Genomic DNA, 20,551 nt, shown 5'->3' on the forward strand with positions numbered 1-20,551 from the left:
CCAGACGCCCGTCAGCCGCTGTTCGGATGACGGACAGTCGTGGTTCACCTTCCGGTCACCGGGGCCGCCTACGGTCCGAGCGTCCCCACCTGACGGAGGAGTTTCCTTGCTCATGCGCGCCCCATCCGCTCGACCGCCCCGAGCCGCGACCCCGCGGTCCCGGGCCGCGATCTCCCGGCCCCGCGCCGGCGTCGCCGCGGCCGCCCTGGCCGCCCTCGTCCTCGGCGCCACCGTGCCGGCGACCATCGCCACCGCAGCCCCGGCGACGAGCTGGCCGCTCGTCGTCACCGAGGTCGTCCCGAACCCGGACAGCTACGACCACTTCGAGTACTTCGAGGTCACGAACACCACGGCCGAGGACCTCGTCATCGGCGAGGGCGGCTACACGTTCTCCTACGCCTTCGACGACTCGGCCGACACCGGCAACAACGTCCCGCTCGCGGCCCCGGCCGGAACGGTCGTCCCCGCCGGCGGCACGACGGTCTTCTGGGTCTCGTACGAGAGCGCCGACGGCAACGTCAACTCCTTCGCCTACGACGAGGCGTACTTCCGCGCGTTCTGGGCGTCACGCGGCGGTTCCCTCGCGGGTTACGACGTCGTCCGCGTCACCGGGCAGGCCGGCATGGCCAACGGCGGCGGGCGCACGATCCGCATCGCTGACGCGACCGGCGCCGTCGTCGGCTGGTCGCACTACCCGGCCGGATCCACGGGCATCGACGAGGCGGCGCAGTTCCGCACGCCGGTCGAGGCGTCCCAGGGCTCGATGGACCTCCTCGCCGGCAACGCGGCGCCGACCCCCGGCGTCGTCGACCCCGCACAGCTCGAGGACCGCGGCGGCTCCGAGGAGCCGACCGAGGACCCCACGGAGGAGCCCACCGAGGACCCGACGACGGACCCGACCGACCCGATCCCCGGCCCGGCCGCGGACTCAGCTGTCGGCAACCTCCTGCTCACCGAGCTCGTCGTCGACAGCACGAACGTCGGCGCCAGCGACGGCTACGAGTTCATCGAGCTCTACAACACGACCACCGAGCCGATCGACTACGCCGACTACCAGATCCGCTACCTCTACCCGGACAGCGGCAGCAGCGCGCTGTGGCCGGCCACCCCCGAGGACGCCGTCGTCGCCCCCGGCGGCACGCTCGTGCTGTGGATCAAGAACGGCCCGAACAACGACCTCACCCGCGCGGACTTCAACGCCTTCTACGGCACCGCGGTCCCCGAGGCGCAGATCCTCGAGATCACGGCCGGCGGCATGGCCAACGGCAGCGCCCGCGGCATCGAGGTCATGACGGACACCGGCGTCACGGTCAACCACGGCTTCTACAACATGGCCGGCGTCCGCGACGTCCAGACCAACCAGGGCCTCACGTACGCCGTGGACCCGGCTGACTTCGCGCTCCAGCGCCTCCTCGGCTCGCGCCCCGCCACCCCCGGCGCGGTCGACGCCGACCAGGTGCCCACCGAGCTCACCGCGATGACGGCGGACGCGACGGCTCCCGTCGTCGCGGACACGACGCCGGCCACGATCGACCCGAGCGGCGACTTCACCGTCTCCGCGACGATCACGGACGACACCCTCGTCCGCAGCGTCACGCTCGAGCTGCGCTCCGACGTCGAGGACGCCCCGCGCACGGTCAACCTGCTCCGCGGCGACGCGGACGGCTTCGCGCACACGATCGGCGCGGTCGACCTCATCGGCAAGGCGTACTACGAGTACCGGTTCGTCGTCTCCGACGGCACGAACGTCACGGCGACCGACGTCGTGCGCGTCCCGGTCGAGGGCGTCAACGCGGACCCGGTCCGCCTCAGCGTCTCCGACGGCGACGTCCTCGCCGGCACCGCGACGGTCTCCGCCGCGGGCGACGACTTCCCCTCCGGCATCTCCCTGGCGATCGACGGCACCGAGCGCACCCCGACGACGGCGCAGCTCGAGTCCGCGCCCGTCTTCGCCGTCGAGGTGACGGCCACGGACGACCGGTTCCGCAACGCCGTCGTCATGCCCGGCGATGGCGAGACGGTCAACGACCAGTGCGCCTCCGGCGAGGTCCTGACGATCTTCGAGCGCGGGACCTACGCAGGCGTCGAGACGGTCACCGCGCCGGTCCCGCTCGGCTACCTCGAGCAGGGCGCCGACCTCACCGTCCTCGTCTCCTCGGGCACGAAGGCCTGGCCGTGCGAGGACGACGACGAGAACAACGACGACTTCTCCATCTCCAACCCGCGCCTCATCCTCCCCGACGGCCGCACGCTCACGCCGGCCGGGTACACGGGCGGCTCGCTGTCGATGGGTGACTCCAACGACGGCCAGTACGACAACTACCCCGCGGTCTTCACCATCCCCGACGACGCGTACGTCGCCGTCGGCTACGCATGGGACACGACCGAGGCGGCCGACGGCGAGCACACCGTCACCGCGACCGACGGCGAGTTCACGGCCACCGCCGCCGTCGTCGTCGACAACACCGCGCCCGTCATCACGTCCCGCGTGAGCGCGGACCGCACCGAGGGGGAGCGCCTCCAGGGCGCCATCACCCTCGACGCCGAGGTCACCGACGCCACCACCGAGGTGGCCGACGTGCTCGCCACGCTCGACGGCACGCCCGTCGAGCTGCCGTACGTGACGTCCTCGACCGACCTCGCCGTGGGCGGGCACACGTTCGTCGTCACGGCGACGGACGCTGCGGGCAACACCGCCGAGCTCGTCGAGGCGTTCGAGGTGCCGGAGGAGAACCCCTCGGTCGAGCTCCTCGCGCCCGAGGACGGCGCGTCCGTCGAGGCGCCCGCGCTCGAGCTCTCGGCCCGGGTGACCGACCCGACGGGTGACGACCTCGACGTCGTCTTCCGCGAGGCCTACGCCTACGACCCGACGGACGCGGCGGTCACGGCGCGCTCCGGCGAGACCCGGGACGCGCTCGCTCCCGAGCGCGACGGCGCCGACCTCGACGACGCCCAGCTCGCCGCGCTCGCCGGCATCGACGGCGAGTCCGTCGACGTGTCGAGCGCGGACGCGCTGCCCTACCAGGCGTTCGACGTCGCCGTGCCCGCGGACGCGGGCGACGGCGCGTCGGTGCGCGTGCGCTGGGACGGCACCGCGAACGAGGCGGCCAAGGTCCTGCTCTACGTGTGGAACACGCACCTCGGCGCATGGGAGGAGGTCGACCGGCACCTCACCGACGGCGAGGCGTTCACCCTCGAGGCGGACGTGCCGGCGGCGGACCACCTCACGGACGGCACCGCGCGGTTCCTCGTCCAGCACTCCGAGGGGTACGCGGGGGAGGACCTCTCGACGCGCGAGTCGGTCGTCGAGCCGGCGCACCCGCTGGACACCCCCCGCTCGGAGTACGACTTCACGCTCGCGTGGGAGTCGGACACGCAGTACTACAACGAGGAGTTCTACGACCACCAGCTCAACATCCACCGCTACCTGCTCGACCAGCGTGCGGACATCAACCTCCAGTACCTCTTCCACACGGGCGACATCGTCGACAACTTCGACCAGCCCTACCAGTGGGCCAACGCCGACCCGGCCTACCGGATGCTCGACGAGGCGGGCCTGCCGTACGGGGTGCTCGCGGGCAACCACGACGTCGGCAACTTCGACAGCGACTACACCGAGTACAGCCGGTACTTCGGCGAGGCGCGCTTCGCCGGCAACCCCTGGTACGGAGGCTCGTACAAGGACAACCGCGGCCACTTCGACCTCATCACCGCCGGCGGCATCGACTTCATCGTCGTGTCGATGGGCTGGGACCCGGGCGACGCCGAGATCGCGTGGATGAACACCGTGCTCGCCGAGTACCCCGAGCGCGTGGCGATCATCAACCTCCACGAGTACCTCCTCACCACCGGCGGGCTCGGCCCGATCCCGCAGCGGATCCAGGACGAGGTCGTCGCGACGAACGCCAACGTCTCGATGGTCATGTCCGGGCACTACCACGACGCCTACACGCGGTACGACTCGTTCGACGACGACGGTGACGGCGTCGACGACCGGACCGTCACGCAGATGCTCTTCGACTACCAGGGCCTGCCCGAGGGCGGCCTCGGGTTCCTGCGGCTCATGCAGTTCGACAACGAGGACGAGGAGATCCGCGTGCGGACGTACTCCCCGTCGCTCGAGGTCTACAACTCCGACGACCCGTCGCTCGACCTGGAGAACCAGGACTTCGTCATCTCCTACGAGACGGCGGGGATCGTCAACCGCGTCAAGGAGCTGAGCGGCGACGCGTTCCGGGCCGAGGTGCTGACGGACGCCGAGCTCGGCGCGGGTGCGGGTGCCGGGGACGACGACAGCGAGGCCGGCGTCGTCGGTCGGGTCGAGGGCGTGCCGAGCGGGTCCGAGGTGTCGGTGTCGTGGACGCCGGCCGACGGCACGTACGGCTGGTACGTCACGGCGACCGACGCCTTCGGCGGCGAGGCCGACTCGGAGGTGTGGGAGGTGACGTTCACCGGCACCGAGGTCCCGACCGACGAGCCGACGGACGGCGGCCCGACGGACGGCCCGACCGACGGCGGCCCCACGGACGGCCCGACCGACGGCGGCCCGACGGACGAGCCGACCGACGGCGGCCCGACGGACGAGCCGACCGACGGCGGCCCGACCGACGGCGGCCCGGACGACGACGGTCCGGGTGCTGGTGGCCCGGACGGTGACGGCGACGGACCTGGCGCCGGCGGACCGGGTGCGGGTGGCTCGGACGGCTCCGGCTCCGGCTCTGGCGGCCTGCCGACGACCGGCGTCGGCATCGGGAGCGCCGCCCTGGCGCTCCTCCTCCTGGCCGCCGGTGGCGCTCTCCTCGCCAACCGCCGCCGCGAGGTCCGCGCCTGATCCGCTGCCGGCCCACCTCCTCAGGTTCGTGATCATGCAGAAGTGCCGCGCACCTCACCCATGATCGTGATCATGGAGAAGTGCCGGTCACGCTCCATGGTCGTGATCACGGAGGAGTGCCCGACCTGAGTCAGATCGACCGCGCCCCGGCGTAGCGAACCCGCTACGCCGGGGCGTCGTCGTCGTCCATACCCGAGCTGCGCCGTCGGCCGGGCGCTGCGCAGGACTCCCCGAGGCATGATCGCTAGATTTGGGCAGATGACGGACAAGGGCACACAGTCAGAGATCATCGCCGCGCTCGAGGTCATCGACCCCGAGACCTTCGACGCCACCGCCGAGGCGGAGCGCAGGGTCCAGTTCCTGGCCCAGTACCTCCAGGACACCGGTGCCAAGGGCCTCGTGCTCGGCATCAGCGGCGGCGTGGACTCGACCGTCGGGGGGCGGCTGTGCCAGCTCGCGTGCGAGCGCGTCCGGGAGAACGGTGGCGACGCCCGGTTCGTCGCCGTGCGCCTGCCCTACCTCGTCCAGCGGGACGAGGACGACGCCGCCGCCGCGCTCGGGTTCATCCAGCCGGACCTCAGCGCGACCATCGACATCGGCCCCGCCACCGACGCCCTGTGGGACCAGGTCCACGCGACCGGCATGCCGATGGACGCGGAGAAGGACCACTACCACAAGGGCAACGTCAAGGCGCGGATGCGGATGATCTCCCAGTACGCCATCGCCGGCGCGCGCGGGATGCTCGTCGTCGGCACCGACCAGGCCGCGGAGGCCATCGTCGGTTTCTACACGAAGTTCGGCGACGGCGCGGCAGACGTCACCCCGCTGTTCGGCCTGCCCAAGCGCCGGGTCCGCGAGATCGGCGCGTACCTCGGCGCACCCGAGCGCCTGCTGACGAAGGTCCCGACGGCGGACCTCGAGTCGGACCGGCCGCTCCTCGCGGACGAGGAGGCGCTCGGCGTGCGCTACGAGGCGGTCGACGACTACCTCGAGGGCAAGGACGTCGCGGAGCAGGACGAGGCGACGATCCTCGGGTGGTACCGGCGCACCGGCCACAAGCGCGCCCTGCCCGTCACGCCCGACGGGTACCTGGGCGACCGCTCCTGAACGACGGGCAAGACGCCCGGACGCCCATCGCGGCGTCGACGGCCAGGCCGGTGACGACTCCTCCTACGACGGATGGGAGAGCGCCCTCGACGTCCTCGCTGAGCACGTCACGGCAGTGGGGTCCCGAGCTCGCGGCGCATGAGCCAGCGCGGCCGGTGGCCGCTGTGGCCGGTGGTCGGGGCGGCGCGGTGGAAGCCCGCGCGCTCGAACGCCTCGACCGTGCCGACGTAGCCGGAGATGACGTCGACCTTCTCCGCGCCCTTCTCGATGGGGTAGCCCTCGACCACCGCGGCCCCGTGGGTGGCCGCGTGCTCGACCGCGCCGGCGAGGAGGTCGTGCATGAGCCCCCGACGGCGGAACCCCGGGCGCACGACGAAGCACACGATGCTCCACGGTTCCGGCCCGTCGAGGAGGGGGAGCGTGCGCGAGCGCAGGAGGCGCCGGTAGGAGCTGCGCGGGGCGACCGAGCACCAGCCGGCCACCTCGCCGTCGACGTAGGCGAGGACGCCCGGGCCGGGCTCGCTGTCGCACTCGCGGCGCATGAAGTCCGGACGCTCGAGGTTCGGCACGCGCGAGTCGCGGAAGCTCATGCACCAGCAACCGCCGGCGTCGGGCCGCTTGGTCCCGGCGACGAGCGCGAAGTCCTCGAAGCGCCCGACGGCGGAGCGCACCTCGGTGGCCATGGGAGAACGCTAGGCCGGACGCGCCCGCGGCGACAGGCGTTTCGCCGCTTGACCGGGGATACCGGGGAAGCGCTGCGGCCACGTGAGCACACCGCTGCTCCCGGATCGCCCGCGCTAGAGACCGGTCGGGCTCTCCCGGGCGCTGGCCCCCGACAGGCGCGGAGCCTCAGTGACCGGGGCGGGGCGCCGCGTCGTCGGCAGGCGGCGCGGGCGGGGCGTGGCGGGCGGCGTCGTCTGCAGGCGAGGCGGCCGAACCGTGGCGGGCGGCGTCGTCGGCCGCGGTCTTCTCCGACTCTGCGCGGAGGACGCCGCGGTGCTGGGGGATGGCCCACGCGAGGGCGAGAAGGCCGAGGAGGATGCCGGCGCCGCACACCCGGAGGATGCCGTCGGCCAGGTCGACGCCTGCCGCGCGCAGGATGAGGACGACGACGAGCGCCACCACCCACACGCCGATGCCCGTGAGCACCATCGTCACCGTGTTGACCTTCATCGGCGGAAGGTCCTCGGGACGGGTCTGGGGCAGCGGCATGCTCTGATCGTAGGCGCCGTGACGGCGCCGTGACGGCGGCGTCGGGAACGTGTCAGCTCGCGCCTCCGCCGTCCCACGTGGAGCCGACGGTCGGGCCGGCCGGCCCCGTCACGCAGGGCGGGGTGCGTACATGATCACTGCGACGCCGACGAGGCAGACGAGCGCACCGAGGACGTCCCACCGGTCGGGCCGGAACCCGTCGACGACCATCCCCCACGCGAGCGAGCCGGCGACGAACACCCCGCCGTACGCGGCGAGGATCCGGCCGAAGTTCGCGTCGGGCTGGAACGTGGCGACGAGCCCGTACAGGCCGAGGGCGATCACCCCCGCGCCGACCCAGACCCAGCCCTTGTGCTCGCGCACCCCCTGCCACACGAGCCAGGCGCCGCCGATCTCGAAGAGCGCGGCGACGACGAAGAGCAGCATCGAACGTGCTGGCATGGCATCTCCCTTCTCCGTCGACGGACGCTAGCGGTGCGGGCCGGTCGGTCCCGGGAGGCGGGCCGCCGCCGAGCTCCCGCGGGAACCGGACCGGCGTCAGGCGGGCCGGGCGCGGTCGGCGGCGGTGTTGACCGCGCCGGCGACCTCCTCGGCGTGACGGGTCGTGACGACCCACGTGCTGCCGTCCGCCTTTCGGAGCTCGACCCCCGTCCGGCCGCGGCCGATGAAGCCGTACCGGCGGCCGGCCGGCGCCTTGCGCAGCCCCCAACCGCCGAACTCCCCGGCGCTCACGGTGACGGGCCGCGCGTCCTCGACCTCGGCGGCGTCGATCCGCAGCGCGGTGCGACCGAACCAGCGCACGACGACGGCGCCGTCCTCGACCCGGAGCCGCCCGGACATCCCGATGGCGTGCTCCGCGACGCTCGACGTGCGCGAGCGGGGCAGGTCGGGATCCGGCCGGGCTCTCGCGTGCACGACCGGCTCGAGGTTGCGCGGCACCCGCGCGCAGAGGAACCCGACGACGACGCACGGCACGGCGAGCGCGGCGAGCATTCACCACTCGACGGCGCGGGCGGTGCCTCCGCGCTGGACGGCCAGGCTGAGGACGCCGGTCGCGGCGAGGAAGAGGGCGGTGCCGACCCCGAACCCGAGGAGGCTGGCGCGCAGGGCGGACCAGAGGCGCCCGAGGCCGGCGAACAGGCCGATCACGCCTGGCACGACCACCACCACCGCGGCCATGAGGGCGACGAAGCCCCTCCGGGACCCGAAGCTGTCCGCCTCACCCGAGGGACCCCAGTGGGTGGCGATGCGCTCGCCGAGGTCGTCCGCCCAGACTGTGCCGGCGACGACGACGGCCGCGCCCGCGAGGAGCGGGACGCCGACGCCGAGCGTCAGGGCGGGGACGTCGATGAGCGGCGCGCTCCGGAACGGGGCGGCACCGTCGGGGAGGCGGCCGGACGCGCCGTCACCGCCGTCGGACGGGCGGCCGGACCGGCCGCGGGCATCGGCGCTGGGAGTGGTGCTCATCGGACCTCACCGTCGGAAGGGGCGGTTCCCTGCCAGGTTAGTGACTGCCGGCTATGCGTCGGTGAACCGCCGTCCTGGTGACCACGGCCAGGCGTGCCGGCCGACCCGCGCGCAAGGCTGACGCTGTGAGACGCGCTTCCGGCGCGCAGGCGCGCTCTGGCACCATTTCGCCCATGCCCTCCCAGTCGCAGACGCGCACCCATGACATCAGCCGGGTCGACCGGTACTTCCACATCACCGAACGCGGCTCCACCGTGGGCCGCGAGGTCCGTGGCGGCATCGTCACGTTCTTCGCGATGTGCTACATCCTCGTCCTCAACCCCCTCATCCTGTCCACGCCGGACAGCACGGGCGCGTACCTCGGCGGGGGCACCGACGGCCCGAACTTCGCCGCCGTCGCCGCCGGCACCGCCCTCATCGCGGGGCTCATGTCGATCCTCATGGGCGTCGTCGCCCGCTTCCCGCTCGCGCTCGCGGCCGGCCTGGGCATCAACGCGCTGCTCGCCTACACGATCGTCGGGATGCCCGGCATGACGTGGGGCGACGCGATGGGGCTCATCGTCCTCGAGGGCATCGTCATCCTCGTGCTCGTCCTCACCGGGCTGCGCGAGGCCGTCTTCCGCGCGGTCCCGCAGCAGCTCAAGGTCGCCATCTCCGTCGGCATCGGCCTGTTCATCGCGCTCATCGGCCTCGTCAACGCGGGCATCGTCCGGCCCGGCGGCACGCCCCTCCAGCTCGGCGTCAACGGCTCGCTCGTCGGCTGGCCGGCGCTGGTGTTCGTCGTCGGCCTCTTCACCATCCTCATCCTCATGGTGCGCAAGGTCCGTGGCGCCATCCTCATCGGTGTCATCGCCGCGACGGTGCTCGCGGCGATCGTCCAGGCCGTCGCCAACCTCGGCACGATCGCCGACGGCGACGTCAGCGGCTGGGGCCTCACGGTCCCGGCCATCGACGGCTCGCCCTTCTCGGCGCCGGACTTCGGCACCATCGGCGAGTTCTCGCTCTTCGGGGCGTTCGGGAAGATCGGCATCGTCGCCGCGCTCCTGCTCATCTTCTCCCTCATGCTCGCCGACTTCTTCGACACGATGGGCACGATGGTCGCCATCGGCGCCGAGGCTGACCTCCTCGACCCCGAGGGCAACCCGCCCCGGACCCGTCAGATCCTCGTCGTCGACTCCATCGGCGCGATCGCCGGTGGCGCGGGCGGGGTCTCCTCGAACACGAGCTACATCGAGTCGGCCACCGGCGTGGGCGACGGCGCGCGCACCGGCCTCGCCCCCGTCGTCACGGGCGTCGCCTTCCTGCTCTCGACGTTCCTCGCCCCGCTCGCCGAGTTCGTCCCCTACGAGGCGGCGACGCCGGCGCTCGTCGTCGTCGGTTTCCTCATGATGCAGCAGGTCACGCAGATCTCGTGGCGGGAGCTGTCCATCGCCGTCCCGGCGTTCCTGACGATCATCCTCATGCCGTTCGCGTACTCCATCACCGTGGGCATCGGTGCGGGCTTCATCGCGTACGTCGTGCTCGCCGCGGCGCGCAAGGGTGGCGCGCGCTCGGTGCACTGGCTCATGTGGGTGGTGGCGGCGCTGTTCGTCGTCTACTTCGCGCTCGGCCCGATCCAGCAGCTGCTCGGGATCTGATCCTGCGGCCGCTGGAGAGCAGAGTCGTAAGGGCCGACGGCGAGTGGGCCCCGCCGTCGGCCCTGCGGATCAGGACCAGAGGCGGCGGGTGGCGATCTCCGCGCCCTGCGCGAGGGACTCGAGCTTGGCCCAGGCGAGGTCGGGGTGGATGCGCCCGCCGAGGCCGCAGTCCGTCGAGGCGATGACGTTCTCGCGCCCGACCCGGCTGGCGAAGCGCTCGATGCGGTCCGCGACGAGCTCGGGGTGCTCGACGACGTTCGTCGCGTGCGAGACGACGCCCGGCAGGATGAGCTTGCCCTCGGGGAGCGTGACGTCGTCCCACACGCGCCACTCGTGCTCGTGGCGCACGTTGCCCGCCTCGAACGAGTACGCGCCGGCGTTGACCTCGAGCATCGTCGAGACGATGTCCGCCATGGGCAGGTCGGTCGTGTGCGGGCCGTGCCAGCTGCCCCAGCACAGGTGGAAGCGGATCCGGTCCTCCGGCAGGCCGCGCAGGGCGTGGTTGAGTGCCTCGACCCGCAGGCGGGTGAACGCGACGTAGTCCTCGACGCTGGGCTCCGGCTCGATCTGGTCGAAGTTCTCGGCGATCGACGGGTCGTCGATCTGGAGGACGAGGCCGGCGTCGATGATCGCCCTGTACTCCTCGTGGAGGGCGTCGGCCCAGGCGAAGAGGTACTCCTCGTCGGTGGCGTAGAAGCGGTTGGCGATGCGGGAGGCGCTGCCCGGGGCGATCGAGGTGATGAACCCCTCCTGCGCGCCGGTCCGCGTCAGGGCGGCCTTGAGGTTCGCCACGTCCGAGGCGATGGCCTCCTGGCCGGTGTACGTCAGCGGGCCCGTGCACGCCGGGAACTGCGGCGCACCGTTGGCGCCGCCGGTGAAGATGCCCGACGTCGGGTCCGCGTACGCCGCAGCGAAGCGCTTGCGGTCGCGGCGGTGGAGGAAGCCGGTGAGGCGGACGTCGCCCGGGGCGGACAGGTGCTGGTCGACGGCCCACGAGGAGTCGGTGTCGAGCGTGAGCCCGCCCGTGCGCTGGAAGGAGTAGGACCACCAGGCGCCGTAGTCGATCGGCGAGCTCATGCCCTTGCCGTACTCGCCGTCGCCGACGACGGTGATGCCGGTGTCGAGCTGGCGCTGGACGAGGTCCGTGACCTCGGCGGCGAGGAGGTCGGCGAAGCCTTCGGGCTCCTCGCCCTGGGCGCGCGCCGCGTTGGCGGCGAGCAGGGCGTCGGTACGCGGCAGGCTGCCGGCGTGGGTGGTCTGGATCCGGTCGGCGCTGCTGAGCATGGGCATCTCCGTGTGTCTGCGTGGCGGGGCTACGCGCATCGTCGCACCGGGCCGACGGCGGCGGCTCGGGCGTCTCGGAGCGTGGGTCCGGGCGGGGGGCGAGGGCCCGAGGCGCGGACGCGCCGGCGGTCGCCTGGCGGGTGAGTGGTCTCACCTGGGCGCCTATTTCGTTAGCGGTACTAACGAGTTATGATGGAGCCATGCCAACGAACTCGTCTGCGACAGTCATGCCGGCGAGCCGCACCACCCGACGCCCCGACCTGGCCACCGAGCTCCGCGTGCTGATCCTGCGCCTGTCACGGCGCATCCGCACGGAGTCGAACCCCGCCGATGTCAGCGAGTCCCAGTACTGCGTGCTCTCCGGCCTCACCCTCAACGGCCCGATGACGCCGCGCGCTCTCGCCGAGCGCGACCACGTCCAGCCGCCCACGATGACGCGCACCATCGCGACGCTCGAGGCGGCCGGCCACGTCACGCGCAGCAGCCACCCCTCGGACGGGCGCCAGGTCCTCATCGAGCTGACGCCGTCGGGCGCGAGCCTCGTGCGTGAGACGCGCAAGCGGCGCAACGTGTGGATGGCGGAACGACTCAAGGGCATCACCGCCGAGGAGCGCGAGGTGCTCACCGAGGCCGTCCGGATCCTCGAGAGGATGGCGACGGATTGAGCACGACCTTCCACTCGCTCCGCTACTTCAACTACCGCCTGTGGTTCACGGGCGCCCTCGTGGCCAACATCGGCACGTGGATCCAGCGCGTCGCCCAGGACTGGCTCGTCCTCACGCACCTGTCCGAGGACTCCGGCCTCGCCGTCGGCATCGTCACCGCGCTGCAGTTCGCGCCGACGCTCCTCCTCAGCCCGTACGCGGGGGTCCTCGCCGACCGCCTGCCCCGGCGCCAGATGCTCATGGCCACCCAGGGCGCCATGGGCGTGCTCGCCGGTGGGCTCGGTGCGCTCGTGCTCTCGGGCAACGCCGAGCTGTGGCACGTCTACCTCTTCGCGCTCGGCCTCGGCGTGGTCAGCGCGTTCGACTCACCCGTGCGCCAGACGTTCGTCGCCGAGATGGTGCCCGCCAAGAGCCTGCCGAACGCCGTCGGGCTCAACAGCGCCTCCTTCAACGCTGCCCGCCTCATCGGCCCCGGCGCCGGTGGGCTGCTCATCGCGGCGGTCGGGCCCGGCTGGGCGTTCCTCATCAACGCGGTCAGCTTCGGCGCGACGATCTTCTCCCTCAGCCTCATGCGCCGCGCCGAGCTCCACGAGATGCCGCACAGCGGGCGCTCCAAGGGTCAGGTCCGTGCGGGGCTCGCGTACGTGCGCCACCGTACGGACATCCTCGTCATCATGGTGGTCATGGGCGTGGTCTCCGCGTTCGGCCTCAACTTCCAGCTGACGAGCGCCGTCATGGCCCGCGAGGTCTTCGACAAGGGGGCCAGCGGGTACGGCATCCTCGGCTCGATCATGGCGATCGGCTCGCTGGCCGGCGCGCTCATGGCCGCCCGCCGCAAGCACCCGCGGGTCCGGCTCGTCATCGGGTCCGCCTTCGCCTTCGGCGTGCTCGCCGGCGTCATGGCGCTCATGCCGACGTACGAGACCTACGCGATCTCGACCATCGCCGTCGGCTTCGCCTCGCTCACGATGATGACGGCGGCCAACACCGTCATCCAGATGTCCACCGAGCCGGCCATGCGCGGGCGCGTCATGAGCCTCTACATGATGGTGCTGCTCGGCTCCACGCCGATCGGCGCGCCCCTCGTCGGGTGGGTCTCGGAGGCGTTCGGCGCCCGGTGGTCGATCGGCGTCGGGGCGATCGCCGCGCTGCTGGTGGCCACGGTCGCGGCGGTCTGGACGAAGCGGACGTGGCAGGTCAAGGTCACGTACGAGCTCCGGCCGCGCCCGCACGTCACGCTCACCGGCCCGGGGGAGCGCCGCGCCCGCGAGCTCGCCCGCGCCGACCTGGCCCGTCAGGACGCGCAGCACTCCTCGCACGTGGCCTGACGACGACGGCGCCCGGCTCGGCGCCGTCCTTGCCGCCCCGGCGCCGTCGCCCCGGCCAGCCTGCAGGCGCACGGCCCAGCGTGGCCGGCCCGGGCGCCGGCCCGGGCGCCGGGCGGCGGGGGCCCGGGCGCCGGCTGGCGGGGACCCGCGTCGCGGCGTCGGCCTGCCCCCGGTGCCGGGCACCGCCCTCAGCCGATGAGCGCGGTGGTCTCGGGGTAGCGGAACGCCTGCTCGCGGGTACGCATGGCTAGCGCCGTGCCGAGCGTGATCGGCCCGAGCCGGCCGACGAACATGAGTGCGCACAGGAGCAGCTGGTGGGGGAGCGCGAGGTCCGCCGTGATCCCCGTCGAGAGGCCGACGGTCGCGAAGGCGGACACGACCTCGAAGAGGATCTCGTCGAGGGTGAAGGGCGACGTCATGGCGATCGTGATCGTCGACGCCATGACAAGGGCGACACTGAGCAGCGCGACCGTGAGCGCCTGCCGGAGCGTGACCGAGGAGATCCGCCACCCGTAGGCGGAGACGTCGCGGTCCCCGCGCAGCTCTGACCAGATGGCGAGGCCGAGGACGGCGAACGTCGTCACCTTGATACCGCCGGCCGTGCCGGCGCTGCCACCGCCGATGAGCATGAGCACGTCCATGCCGAGCCACGTGCCGGTGTTGAGCTCGGCGACGTCGACGCTGTTGAAGCCCGCGGTCCGGGTGGTGACGGACTGGAACAGTGCCGCGAGCACCTTGCCCGGGCCGCTGAGCGACCCCAGCGCCGCGCCGTTCCACTCCGCGACGAGCACGAAGAGTGTGCCACCCGAGACGAGCAGCGCCGTCATGAGCAGCGTGAGCTTCGTCTGCAGGCTCCACCGCGCGGGCCGCCGGTGCTGGCGGTACAGCTCGAGCAGCACCGGGAAGCCGAGCCCGCCGACGACGAGCGCGGCAGCGATGGGCAAGCAGATCCACGGGTCGCTGCCGTAGGGGACGAGGTTGTCGCTGAACAGCGCGAAGCCAGCGTTGTTGAACGCCGAGATCGAGTGGAACAGCCCTAGCCATGCCGCCCGCCCGAGCGGCACGTCGTAGCCGATGGACCACCGCAGCGTGAGCGCGAGCGCGGTCACCGTCTCGACGACAACAACGGTGCGCAGCACGTTGAGCAGGACGGTGCGTACGTCCCCGAGCCGGGCGGTCCGCGTCGCCGTCGCGGCCACGACCTTGCTCTGCAGGCGCAGCCGGTGGGAGAGCATGAGGCCGAGGACGGACGCGAGCGTCATGACGCCGAAGCCGCCGACCTGGATGAGGCCGAGGATGACCACCTGGCCGAAGGTGCTCCAGTACGTCGGCGTGTCGACGATGATGAGGCCGGTGACGCAGACCGCCGAGACGGCGGTGAAGAACGCCTCGATGAGGCTCGCGTCCTGGCCAGTCGCGGACACGGGCAGCAGCAAGAGGGCCGTGCCCCCGACGATGGCGACGGCGAAACCGAGGACCACCACCTGGACCGGGCGTCGGCGGCTGATCTCCCGGTGCGCGCGCGTCGCGGTGGAGCGGCGGGAGGGTGGGAGCAGCCGGTGCAGGCGCCCTTCGGGTGCTGCGGGCACGGCCGGCGGCGGCGTGGACCGCCGGCGCGGCGGAGTCGTCGGATGGATGTCGGGGGAGGTGGTCACCAGTGCCTGGGCTCTCGGGTCGTCTCGCGCCACGGCGCCCGTGCGGGCACGCGGAGTGGCGCATCTGAGCGTAGGAAGTCCGGGGCAGCCGGAGATGCGCGGAAGGCTCCGCGAGGCATCAGGATTTCGTTAAGAGGCCCGCGCCGACGCCGGACGTCGTGTTCCGGGCCGCTGTGCCAGGCTGAGCGCGTGCCCACCCCGACGGCCCCACGGCGTATGAGACGCGCGCCGCTGGACGGGAGCTCCAGCGCGGGCCGGAGCGCCCGCCCGGGCAGCGGCGCCCGCCCGGACGAGAGCGCCCGCCTTGGTGCGGTCGCCCGCGCGAGCTGGCGCGCGCGGCTGACCGCCGGGACAGGGGTGTCACCGACGCGGCGGATATCGGCGCTCGTGCTTGCCGCCGCGGGCCTGCCCCTGGCGACCGTCGCGCTCGCCGCCGCGCGTGCCGAGCTCGCGCTGGGGAGCTTGCTCCTCATCTACCTGCTCGCCGTCGTCGTCATCGCCGCGCTCGGCGGCCTCGTGCCCGGCGTGCTCGCCGCGGCGGCGTCGTTCATGCTCGCCAACTGGTTCCTCACCCCGCCGTACCACACGCTTGCCGTCGCGGAGGGGGACAGCGTGGTCGAGCTCGTCGTCTTCGTCGTTGCAGCCGTCGTCGTGAGCGCGACCGTCGAGCTGGCTGCGCGCGACCGCGCGACGTATCAGGAGGAGATCGCCGCGCAGGAGGTGGCGGCCCGCGAGCTAGCCGCGGCGGACCGCGTGCGCTCGGCGCTCATCGCCGCCGTCGGGCACGATCTCCGCACGCCTCTGGCCAGCACGAAGGCGGCGGTGAGCACGCTGCGCCAGGACGACGTCGAGTGGCGGCCGGACCAGCGCGCCGAGCTCCTCGCGACCATCGAGGACTCCACCGACAGGCTGACTCGCGTCATCACTAACCTCCTCGACATGAGCCGCCTGCAGTCCGACGCGGTCGCGGTCCACCTCGCTCCCGTCACGCTCGACGAGGTCGTCGCTCGGGCGCTGCTGGCGGAACGCGGCGCTCCCGTCGTGACGACGATCCCGGACGACCTCCCGCCGGTCCTCGCGGACGCCGGGCTGCTCGAGCGCGTCGTCGACAACCTCGTGCGGAACGCGCTCCGCTTCAGCCCAGGCGCCACCCCCGTCGAGGTGACGGCGGAGATCGTGCGCGGCCACGACGGCGGCGACCGCGCTCGGCTGCACGTCGTCGACCACGGCCCGGGCGTGCCGGCAGAGCGCTGGGCGACGATGTTCGTGCCCTTCCAGCGGCTCGACGACCGCGAGCACACCTCCAACGCTGGGCTCGGGCTCGCCATCGCACAAGGTTTCGCCCAGGCCATGGACGCCGTCATCACGCCGTCGCACACCCCCCGGGGTGGACTCACCATGACGGTGGACCTGCCGGTGGCAGCGAGGTGACCCGCCTCCTCCTCGTCGACGACGACGTCGCCCTCGTGCGCACGCTGACGATCAACCTCGAGGCGCGAGGCTTCGACGTCGTGTCGACCGGGCGCGGCAACCGGGCCATCGCGCTCGCCCGCGCCACCCCGCCCGACGTCGCAATCATTGACCTCGGGCTGCCCGACACCGATGGGATCGAGGTCGTCCGCGCGCTGCGCGTGTGGTCGAGCGTCCCGGTCCTCATCCTCTCCGCGCGCGAGGCGCAGGAGGAGAAGGTCGCCGCCCTCGACGCCGGCGCGGACGACTACGTCACCAAGCCCTTCGGTGTCGACGAGCTGCTCGCCCGGCTTCGCGCCGCGCTACGCAGGACGACGCCGACACCCGCCCCCGCCGTCGTCCACGCGGGTGCCCTCACCATCGACCTCGAGGCGCGACGGACCGAACGCGCGGGTCTCGCCGTGCACCTCACGCCCACCGAGTGGAACCTGCTCGAGACGCTCGTTCGCTCCGACGGCGCGCTCGTCACGCACCGTGACCTGCTCCAGGCGGTGTGGGGCCCGAGCTACGCCGACGAGACCAACTACCTGCGCGTGTACATGGCGCAGCTCCGCCGCAAGCTCGAGGACCAGCCGAGCTCCCCGCGGTACCTCCTCACCGAGCCGGGTGTCGGCTACCGGTTCGAGCGGTAGCGCCCGCGAGCGGACCCTGCACCGGTGAGCGCGTGAGATCAGCCGCGGGTCGCGGCGTGGCGCTTGAGGAGCTCGACGACGCCGAGGAGTGCCGCGATGTCGTCGTCGGCCTCGGCCTCGGGCTCGGACGCGGCCGGACCGTCCGCGCCGTCGTCGCCGCCGTCGTCGCCCGCACCGCCGCCGTCGCCCGCGCTGCCGCCCGGCGTGGGCGCGCTCGAGGGGCCGCCGGCCAGGGCGGCGTTGTAGTAGAGCCCGTCGCCGATGAGGAGGATGGCGCGCGCGGAGGCCGGATCGCCTACCTCCTCGGCGATGAGGGCGTACCACTGCTGCTGGATCTCGCGCATCGCGTCGCGGGCGTTCGGGCTCGCGTTCTGGGCGAGGCGCGCGGTCGCGACGAGGGCCCGGTCGAGCGGGGAGCCCGCGAAGTCCGAGGAGCTGACGTAGTACGCGGAAGGGCCCTCGGGGGCGACGCGCATCGCGGCGACGTCGGCGGCTGCGAGCTCGCGGAGGCGCTCGATGAGCCCGTCGACGAGCGCGTCGCGCGACTTGAAGTGGTAGAGCAGGCCGCCCTTGGACACCTGCGCGCGGGCCGCGACGGCGTCAAGGGTGGCTGCTCGTTCCCCGTCGCCGATGAGGAGGTCGGCGAAGGCGTCGAGCACGGCGTCCCTGGCTGACATACCCGCAACGGTAGCCGCGTGACACATGTACCGTCCAGACGGTACAGTAGACGACGGACATGCAGCGCCGATGGGGTCGCCGCGCCGTGTCCCGAGCCCGACCCGCCTACGCCGGCGACTTCCCGTCGCCCCGCCCGACCCCGCAGTGGAGCACCGCATGACCGCTCACCCGACCGTCCCCACCCAGGACGCCCCACCCACCCTCAGCACGAGGCGGCGGTGGGCCGCGCTGGCCGTCCTCATGCTTCCCGTGCTCCTCGTCGCGGTGGACAACACGGTGCTCAGCTTCGCCGTACCGTCCATCTCGGAGGACCTACGCCCGGGCGGGACCGAGCTGCTGTGGATCGTCGACGTCTACCCGCTCGTCCTCGCCGGCCTGCTCGTCCCCATGGGCAGCCTCGGGGACCGGATCGGGCGCCGCCGGCTCCTGCTCGTCGGCAGCATCGGCTTCACCGTCATCTCGGCCCTCGCCGCGTTCGCCCCGAGTGCCGCGATGCTCATCTCCGCGCGCGCCGGGCTCGGGTTCTTCGGCGCCATGCTCATGCCGGCGACGCTCTCGCTCATCCGCAACATCTTCGTCGAGCCCACGGAGCGCCGGACGGCGATCGCCGTCTGGGCGGCCGGCTTCTCCGGCGGCGCGGCCCTCGGACCGATCGTCGGGGGCTTCCTCCTCGAGCACTTCTGGTGGGGCTCGGTCTTCCTCCTCGCCGTGCCGGTCCTCCTCCCGCTCCTCGCGTTCGGACCGTTCCTCCTGCCCGAGTCGCGCGACCCCGCGCCCGGGCCGATCGACCCGCTGAGCATCGGCCTTTCGCTGGCGACGATGGTCCCGCTCGTCTACGGGATCAAGAGCCTCGCCGAGTCCGGCTGGGGCGTCGAGCCGCTCGTGCCGGTCGCGCTCGGGATCCTCGCCGGCGTCGTCTTCGTCCGGCGCCAGCTGCGCCGCGCCTCGCCCATGCTCGACGTCCGCCTCTTCACCAACCCCGTGTTCAGCGGCGCCGTGGCGGCGAACCTGCTCAGCGTCTTCTCCCTCGTGGGCTTCCTCTTCTTCATCTCCCAGCACCTGCAGCTCGTGAGCGGGCGCGCACCGATGGAGGCCGGGCTCGTCCTCCTGCCGGGGCTCGCGGTGACGATCATCGCCGGGCTGGCGGTCGTGCCGGTCGTGCGGCGCGTGCGGCCGGCGCGGGTGGTCGCGTCCGGGTTGCTGCTCAACGCCGTCGGGTACGCGGTGGTGCTCCTCAGCGGCACGTCCGGCTCCGACGTCGGGCTGCTCGTTGCGTTCATGATCCTCGGCGCCGGGGTGGGCTCGGCCGAGACGATCTCCAACGACCTCATCCTCTCGAGCGTGCCGGCCACGAAGGCCGGCGCGGCATCGGCGATCTCGGAGACGGCGTACGAGGTGGGCGCGGTGCTCGGCACCGCCGTCCTCGGCAGCATCCTCACCGCCGCCTACCGCACGCGGGTGGCCGTGCCCGACGGGCTCGGCGCCGCCGACACCCGCGCCGCGGAGGAGACGCTCGGCGGCGCGCACGAGGTGGCGTCGCGGCTGCCGTCCGGGCCGGGGGAGGCGCTCCTCGAGTCCGCGCGGCACGCCTTCGACTCCGGGGTCGTCGTCACGTCGGCGATCGGCGTCGCGACCATGCTCGTCGCGGCGTGGATCGCGCTGCGGACGCTGCGCACCGCGCGGTAGGTCCGAGGGGTCGGCGACCGCGGCTGGAGCGCGAGCCCCGGCCGCGCTGCTTCGCGCCGCCACCCGCCCGCGGCCGGTCCGTGTCGAGGTCCGTGCGCCTCGACACGCTCGACCCCGGCCGGTCCGTGCCGAGGCGCACGGACGTGCGTCCTCCACCTGGCAGGGACCCGCGCGGCGGCGGCGGCGACACCGGCGTCAGGCGGGGAAGTGCTGCCCGAGCTCGACCGTCATGCCGGCGTTGAGCTCGAAGGCGAGACGGGCCTCGGCGAGGACCTGCTCGCGCTCGCGCTCGGACCACGGCGCCTCGTCGAGCGCGCGGCGGTAGCCGTCCTTGAAGAGCTTCGGCTTGGGGATGGCCGGGAAGTGGTAGAACCGCACGCCGTCCTCGCCGGGGGCGAGGTCGTAGGTGCGCGCGAGGATGCGGCCGATCGCGAGCCCACCGGAGAGGTCACCGAGGTAGCGCGTGTAGTGGTGGGCGACGAACGGGCCGGCCTTGTCGAGGGCGGCGATGCGCTCGGCGTACCGGGCGGTCGCCGCGAGCGGCTCGATACGCGCGCGCCAGTCGGCACCGACGAGGAACGTGAGGTCCGCCTCGATGCTCGGGAGCCGCTCGAGGTCCGCGGTGATGAACGCGCCCGCCACCGGGTCCGCCGCGAGGACCCGGCCGCGCTCCTCGAGCGCGGTGTAGACGAACCAGTGCTGCGTCACCAGCGCCGCGTAGCCCTCGCGCGGCATCTCGCCGGCGAAGAGCCGCTTCATGAAGCCGACGTTCTCCGCGTCCTCGTGGACGTCGCGGGTACTCAGGCGCAGCGTCGTCGAGAACGGCGGCACCGCCTGCGCGAGCGCCGGGGCCGGCGGGTCGAGCAGGGCGCCGGAGGTGGCGTCGGCCATTCGGGCTC

At 72.9% G+C, this 20,551-nt stretch carries 17 protein-coding genes; 8 read left to right on the plus strand and 9 right to left on the minus strand.

Features of this window, described 5'->3' with window-relative positions:
• Nucleotides 1–112: 112 nt before the first annotated feature.
• A complete protein-coding gene (locus V2J63_RS06935) occupies nucleotides 113–4,831 on the plus strand; it encodes a lamin tail domain-containing protein (protein ID WP_331230286.1) in 4,719 nt (1,572 codons plus the stop codon).
• Between the two features lie 237 nt (nucleotides 4,832–5,068).
• Nucleotides 5,069–5,938 (plus strand): NAD(+) synthase, encoded by an 870-nt coding sequence (gene nadE / locus V2J63_RS06940; RefSeq protein ID WP_331230287.1) that lies wholly within the window; start codon nucleotides 5,069–5,071, stop codon nucleotides 5,936–5,938.
• A gap of 107 nt (nucleotides 5,939–6,045) precedes the next feature.
• Here the strand turns inward: nadE and V2J63_RS06945 are convergent, their stop codons facing one another.
• The 5 genes from V2J63_RS06945 to V2J63_RS06965 form a co-directional block, all read right to left on the minus strand.
• Nucleotides 6,046–6,621, minus strand: a complete 576-nt coding sequence (locus tag V2J63_RS06945) for a GNAT family N-acetyltransferase (RefSeq protein WP_331230288.1) — start codon at nucleotides 6,619–6,621, stop codon at nucleotides 6,046–6,048.
• A 166-nt stretch (nucleotides 6,622–6,787) separates the two neighbouring features.
• Nucleotides 6,788–7,150 carry a DUF2530 domain-containing protein gene (locus V2J63_RS06950; RefSeq protein WP_331230289.1) on the minus strand — a complete coding sequence of 121 codons (363 nt, stop codon included), beginning with the start codon at nucleotides 7,148–7,150 and terminating at the stop codon, nucleotides 6,788–6,790.
• A gap of 108 nt (nucleotides 7,151–7,258) precedes the next feature.
• Nucleotides 7,259–7,591: a YnfA family protein gene (locus tag V2J63_RS06955; protein ID WP_331230290.1), complete on the minus strand. Its 333-nt coding sequence runs from the start codon at nucleotides 7,589–7,591 to the stop codon at nucleotides 7,259–7,261.
• A 96-nt stretch (nucleotides 7,592–7,687) separates the two neighbouring features.
• Nucleotides 7,688–8,143 carry a hypothetical protein gene (locus V2J63_RS06960; protein WP_331230291.1) on the minus strand — a complete coding sequence of 152 codons (456 nt, stop codon included), beginning with the start codon at nucleotides 8,141–8,143 and terminating at the stop codon, nucleotides 7,688–7,690.
• Nucleotides 8,144–8,617 (minus strand): DUF1648 domain-containing protein, encoded by a 474-nt coding sequence (locus tag V2J63_RS06965; protein WP_331230292.1) that lies wholly within the window; start codon nucleotides 8,615–8,617, stop codon nucleotides 8,144–8,146.
• A 173-nt stretch (nucleotides 8,618–8,790) separates the two neighbouring features.
• Between V2J63_RS06965 and V2J63_RS06970 the strand changes: the two genes are divergently transcribed.
• Nucleotides 8,791–10,254: an NCS2 family permease gene (locus tag V2J63_RS06970; protein ID WP_331230293.1), complete on the plus strand. Its 1,464-nt coding sequence runs from the start codon at nucleotides 8,791–8,793 to the stop codon at nucleotides 10,252–10,254.
• Between the two features lie 69 nt (nucleotides 10,255–10,323).
• Here V2J63_RS06970 and V2J63_RS06975 read toward each other — a convergent pair whose 3' ends face one another.
• On the minus strand, nucleotides 10,324–11,538 hold the full coding sequence (locus tag V2J63_RS06975) for a cobalamin-independent methionine synthase II family protein (RefSeq protein WP_331230294.1): 1,215 nt from the start codon (nucleotides 11,536–11,538) through the stop codon (nucleotides 10,324–10,326).
• A gap of 200 nt (nucleotides 11,539–11,738) precedes the next feature.
• Between V2J63_RS06975 and V2J63_RS06980 the strand changes: the two genes are divergently transcribed.
• Together V2J63_RS06980 and V2J63_RS06985 are read left to right on the plus strand one after the other, a co-directional pair.
• Nucleotides 11,739–12,203, plus strand: a complete 465-nt coding sequence (locus tag V2J63_RS06980; protein WP_331230295.1) for a MarR family winged helix-turn-helix transcriptional regulator — start codon at nucleotides 11,739–11,741, stop codon at nucleotides 12,201–12,203.
• A complete protein-coding gene (locus V2J63_RS06985) occupies nucleotides 12,200–13,531 on the plus strand; it encodes an MFS transporter (RefSeq protein WP_331230296.1) in 1,332 nt (443 codons plus the stop codon). The genes V2J63_RS06980 and V2J63_RS06985 overlap by 4 nt, the downstream gene beginning before the upstream one ends.
• A 188-nt stretch (nucleotides 13,532–13,719) precedes the next feature.
• Here V2J63_RS06985 and V2J63_RS06990 read toward each other — a convergent pair whose 3' ends face one another.
• Nucleotides 13,720–15,120: a TrkH family potassium uptake protein gene (locus V2J63_RS06990; RefSeq protein ID WP_331230297.1), complete on the minus strand. Its 1,401-nt coding sequence runs from the start codon at nucleotides 15,118–15,120 to the stop codon at nucleotides 13,720–13,722.
• A 453-nt stretch (nucleotides 15,121–15,573) separates the two neighbouring features.
• On the opposite strand from V2J63_RS06990, the gene V2J63_RS06995 reads away from it, so the two are divergent.
• Nucleotides 15,574–16,617, plus strand: a complete 1,044-nt coding sequence (locus V2J63_RS06995) for a sensor histidine kinase (RefSeq protein ID WP_331230298.1) — start codon at nucleotides 15,574–15,576, stop codon at nucleotides 16,615–16,617.
• Complete coding sequence (locus V2J63_RS07000) at nucleotides 16,614–17,288, plus strand: response regulator (protein WP_331230299.1); 675 nt, start codon at nucleotides 16,614–16,616, stop codon at nucleotides 17,286–17,288. Before V2J63_RS06995 ends, V2J63_RS07000 begins: the two co-directional genes overlap by 4 nt.
• A gap of 38 nt (nucleotides 17,289–17,326) precedes the next feature.
• Here V2J63_RS07000 and V2J63_RS07005 read toward each other — a convergent pair whose 3' ends face one another.
• Entirely contained in the window at nucleotides 17,327–17,965 is a 639-nt protein-coding gene (locus tag V2J63_RS07005) for a TetR/AcrR family transcriptional regulator (RefSeq protein WP_331230300.1), read from the minus strand.
• 157 nt (nucleotides 17,966–18,122) lie between these two features.
• Between V2J63_RS07005 and V2J63_RS07010 the strand changes: the two genes are divergently transcribed.
• On the plus strand, nucleotides 18,123–19,652 hold the full coding sequence (locus V2J63_RS07010; RefSeq protein WP_331230301.1) for an MFS transporter: 1,530 nt from the start codon (nucleotides 18,123–18,125) through the stop codon (nucleotides 19,650–19,652).
• 195 nt (nucleotides 19,653–19,847) lie between these two features.
• On the opposite strand, the gene V2J63_RS07015 is transcribed toward V2J63_RS07010, so the two are convergent.
• Nucleotides 19,848–20,543 (minus strand): biliverdin-producing heme oxygenase, encoded by a 696-nt coding sequence (locus V2J63_RS07015; RefSeq protein WP_331230302.1) that lies wholly within the window; start codon nucleotides 20,541–20,543, stop codon nucleotides 19,848–19,850.
• Nucleotides 20,544–20,551: the final 8 nt, after the last annotated feature.

This window comes from Georgenia wangjunii, assembly GCF_036421975.1.
In the GTDB taxonomy this organism is placed as follows: domain Bacteria; phylum Actinomycetota; class Actinomycetes; order Actinomycetales; family Actinomycetaceae; genus Georgenia_A; species Georgenia_A wangjunii.

Bases quoted from the DNA above. Each gene is read 5' to 3' on its own strand.
- V2J63_RS06935 (WP_331230286.1), top strand. From the start codon at position 113: ATGCGCGCCCCATCCGCTCGACCGCCCCGAGCCGCGACCCCGCGGTCC.
- nadE (WP_331230287.1), top strand. From the start codon at position 5,069: ATGATCGCTAGATTTGGGCAGATGACGGACAAGGGCACACAGTCAGAG.
- V2J63_RS06945 (WP_331230288.1), bottom strand. From the start codon at position 6,621: ATGGCCACCGAGGTGCGCTCCGCCGTCGGGCGCTTCGAGGACTTCGCG.
- V2J63_RS06950 (WP_331230289.1), bottom strand. From the start codon at position 7,150: ATGCCGCTGCCCCAGACCCGTCCCGAGGACCTTCCGCCGATGAAGGTC.
- V2J63_RS06955 (WP_331230290.1), bottom strand. From the start codon at position 7,591: ATGCCAGCACGTTCGATGCTGCTCTTCGTCGTCGCCGCGCTCTTCGAG.
- V2J63_RS06960 (WP_331230291.1), bottom strand. From the start codon at position 8,143: ATGCTCGCCGCGCTCGCCGTGCCGTGCGTCGTCGTCGGGTTCCTCTGC.
- V2J63_RS06965 (WP_331230292.1), bottom strand. From the start codon at position 8,617: ATGAGCACCACTCCCAGCGCCGATGCCCGCGGCCGGTCCGGCCGCCCG.
- V2J63_RS06970 (WP_331230293.1), top strand. From the start codon at position 8,791: ATGCCCTCCCAGTCGCAGACGCGCACCCATGACATCAGCCGGGTCGAC.
- V2J63_RS06975 (WP_331230294.1), bottom strand. From the start codon at position 11,538: ATGCTCAGCAGCGCCGACCGGATCCAGACCACCCACGCCGGCAGCCTG.
- V2J63_RS06980 (WP_331230295.1), top strand. From the start codon at position 11,739: ATGCCAACGAACTCGTCTGCGACAGTCATGCCGGCGAGCCGCACCACC.
- V2J63_RS07005 (WP_331230300.1), bottom strand. From the start codon at position 17,965: ATGTCAGCCAGGGACGCCGTGCTCGACGCCTTCGCCGACCTCCTCATC.
- V2J63_RS07010 (WP_331230301.1), top strand. From the start codon at position 18,123: ATGACCGCTCACCCGACCGTCCCCACCCAGGACGCCCCACCCACCCTC.
- V2J63_RS07015 (WP_331230302.1), bottom strand. From the start codon at position 20,543: ATGGCCGACGCCACCTCCGGCGCCCTGCTCGACCCGCCGGCCCCGGCG.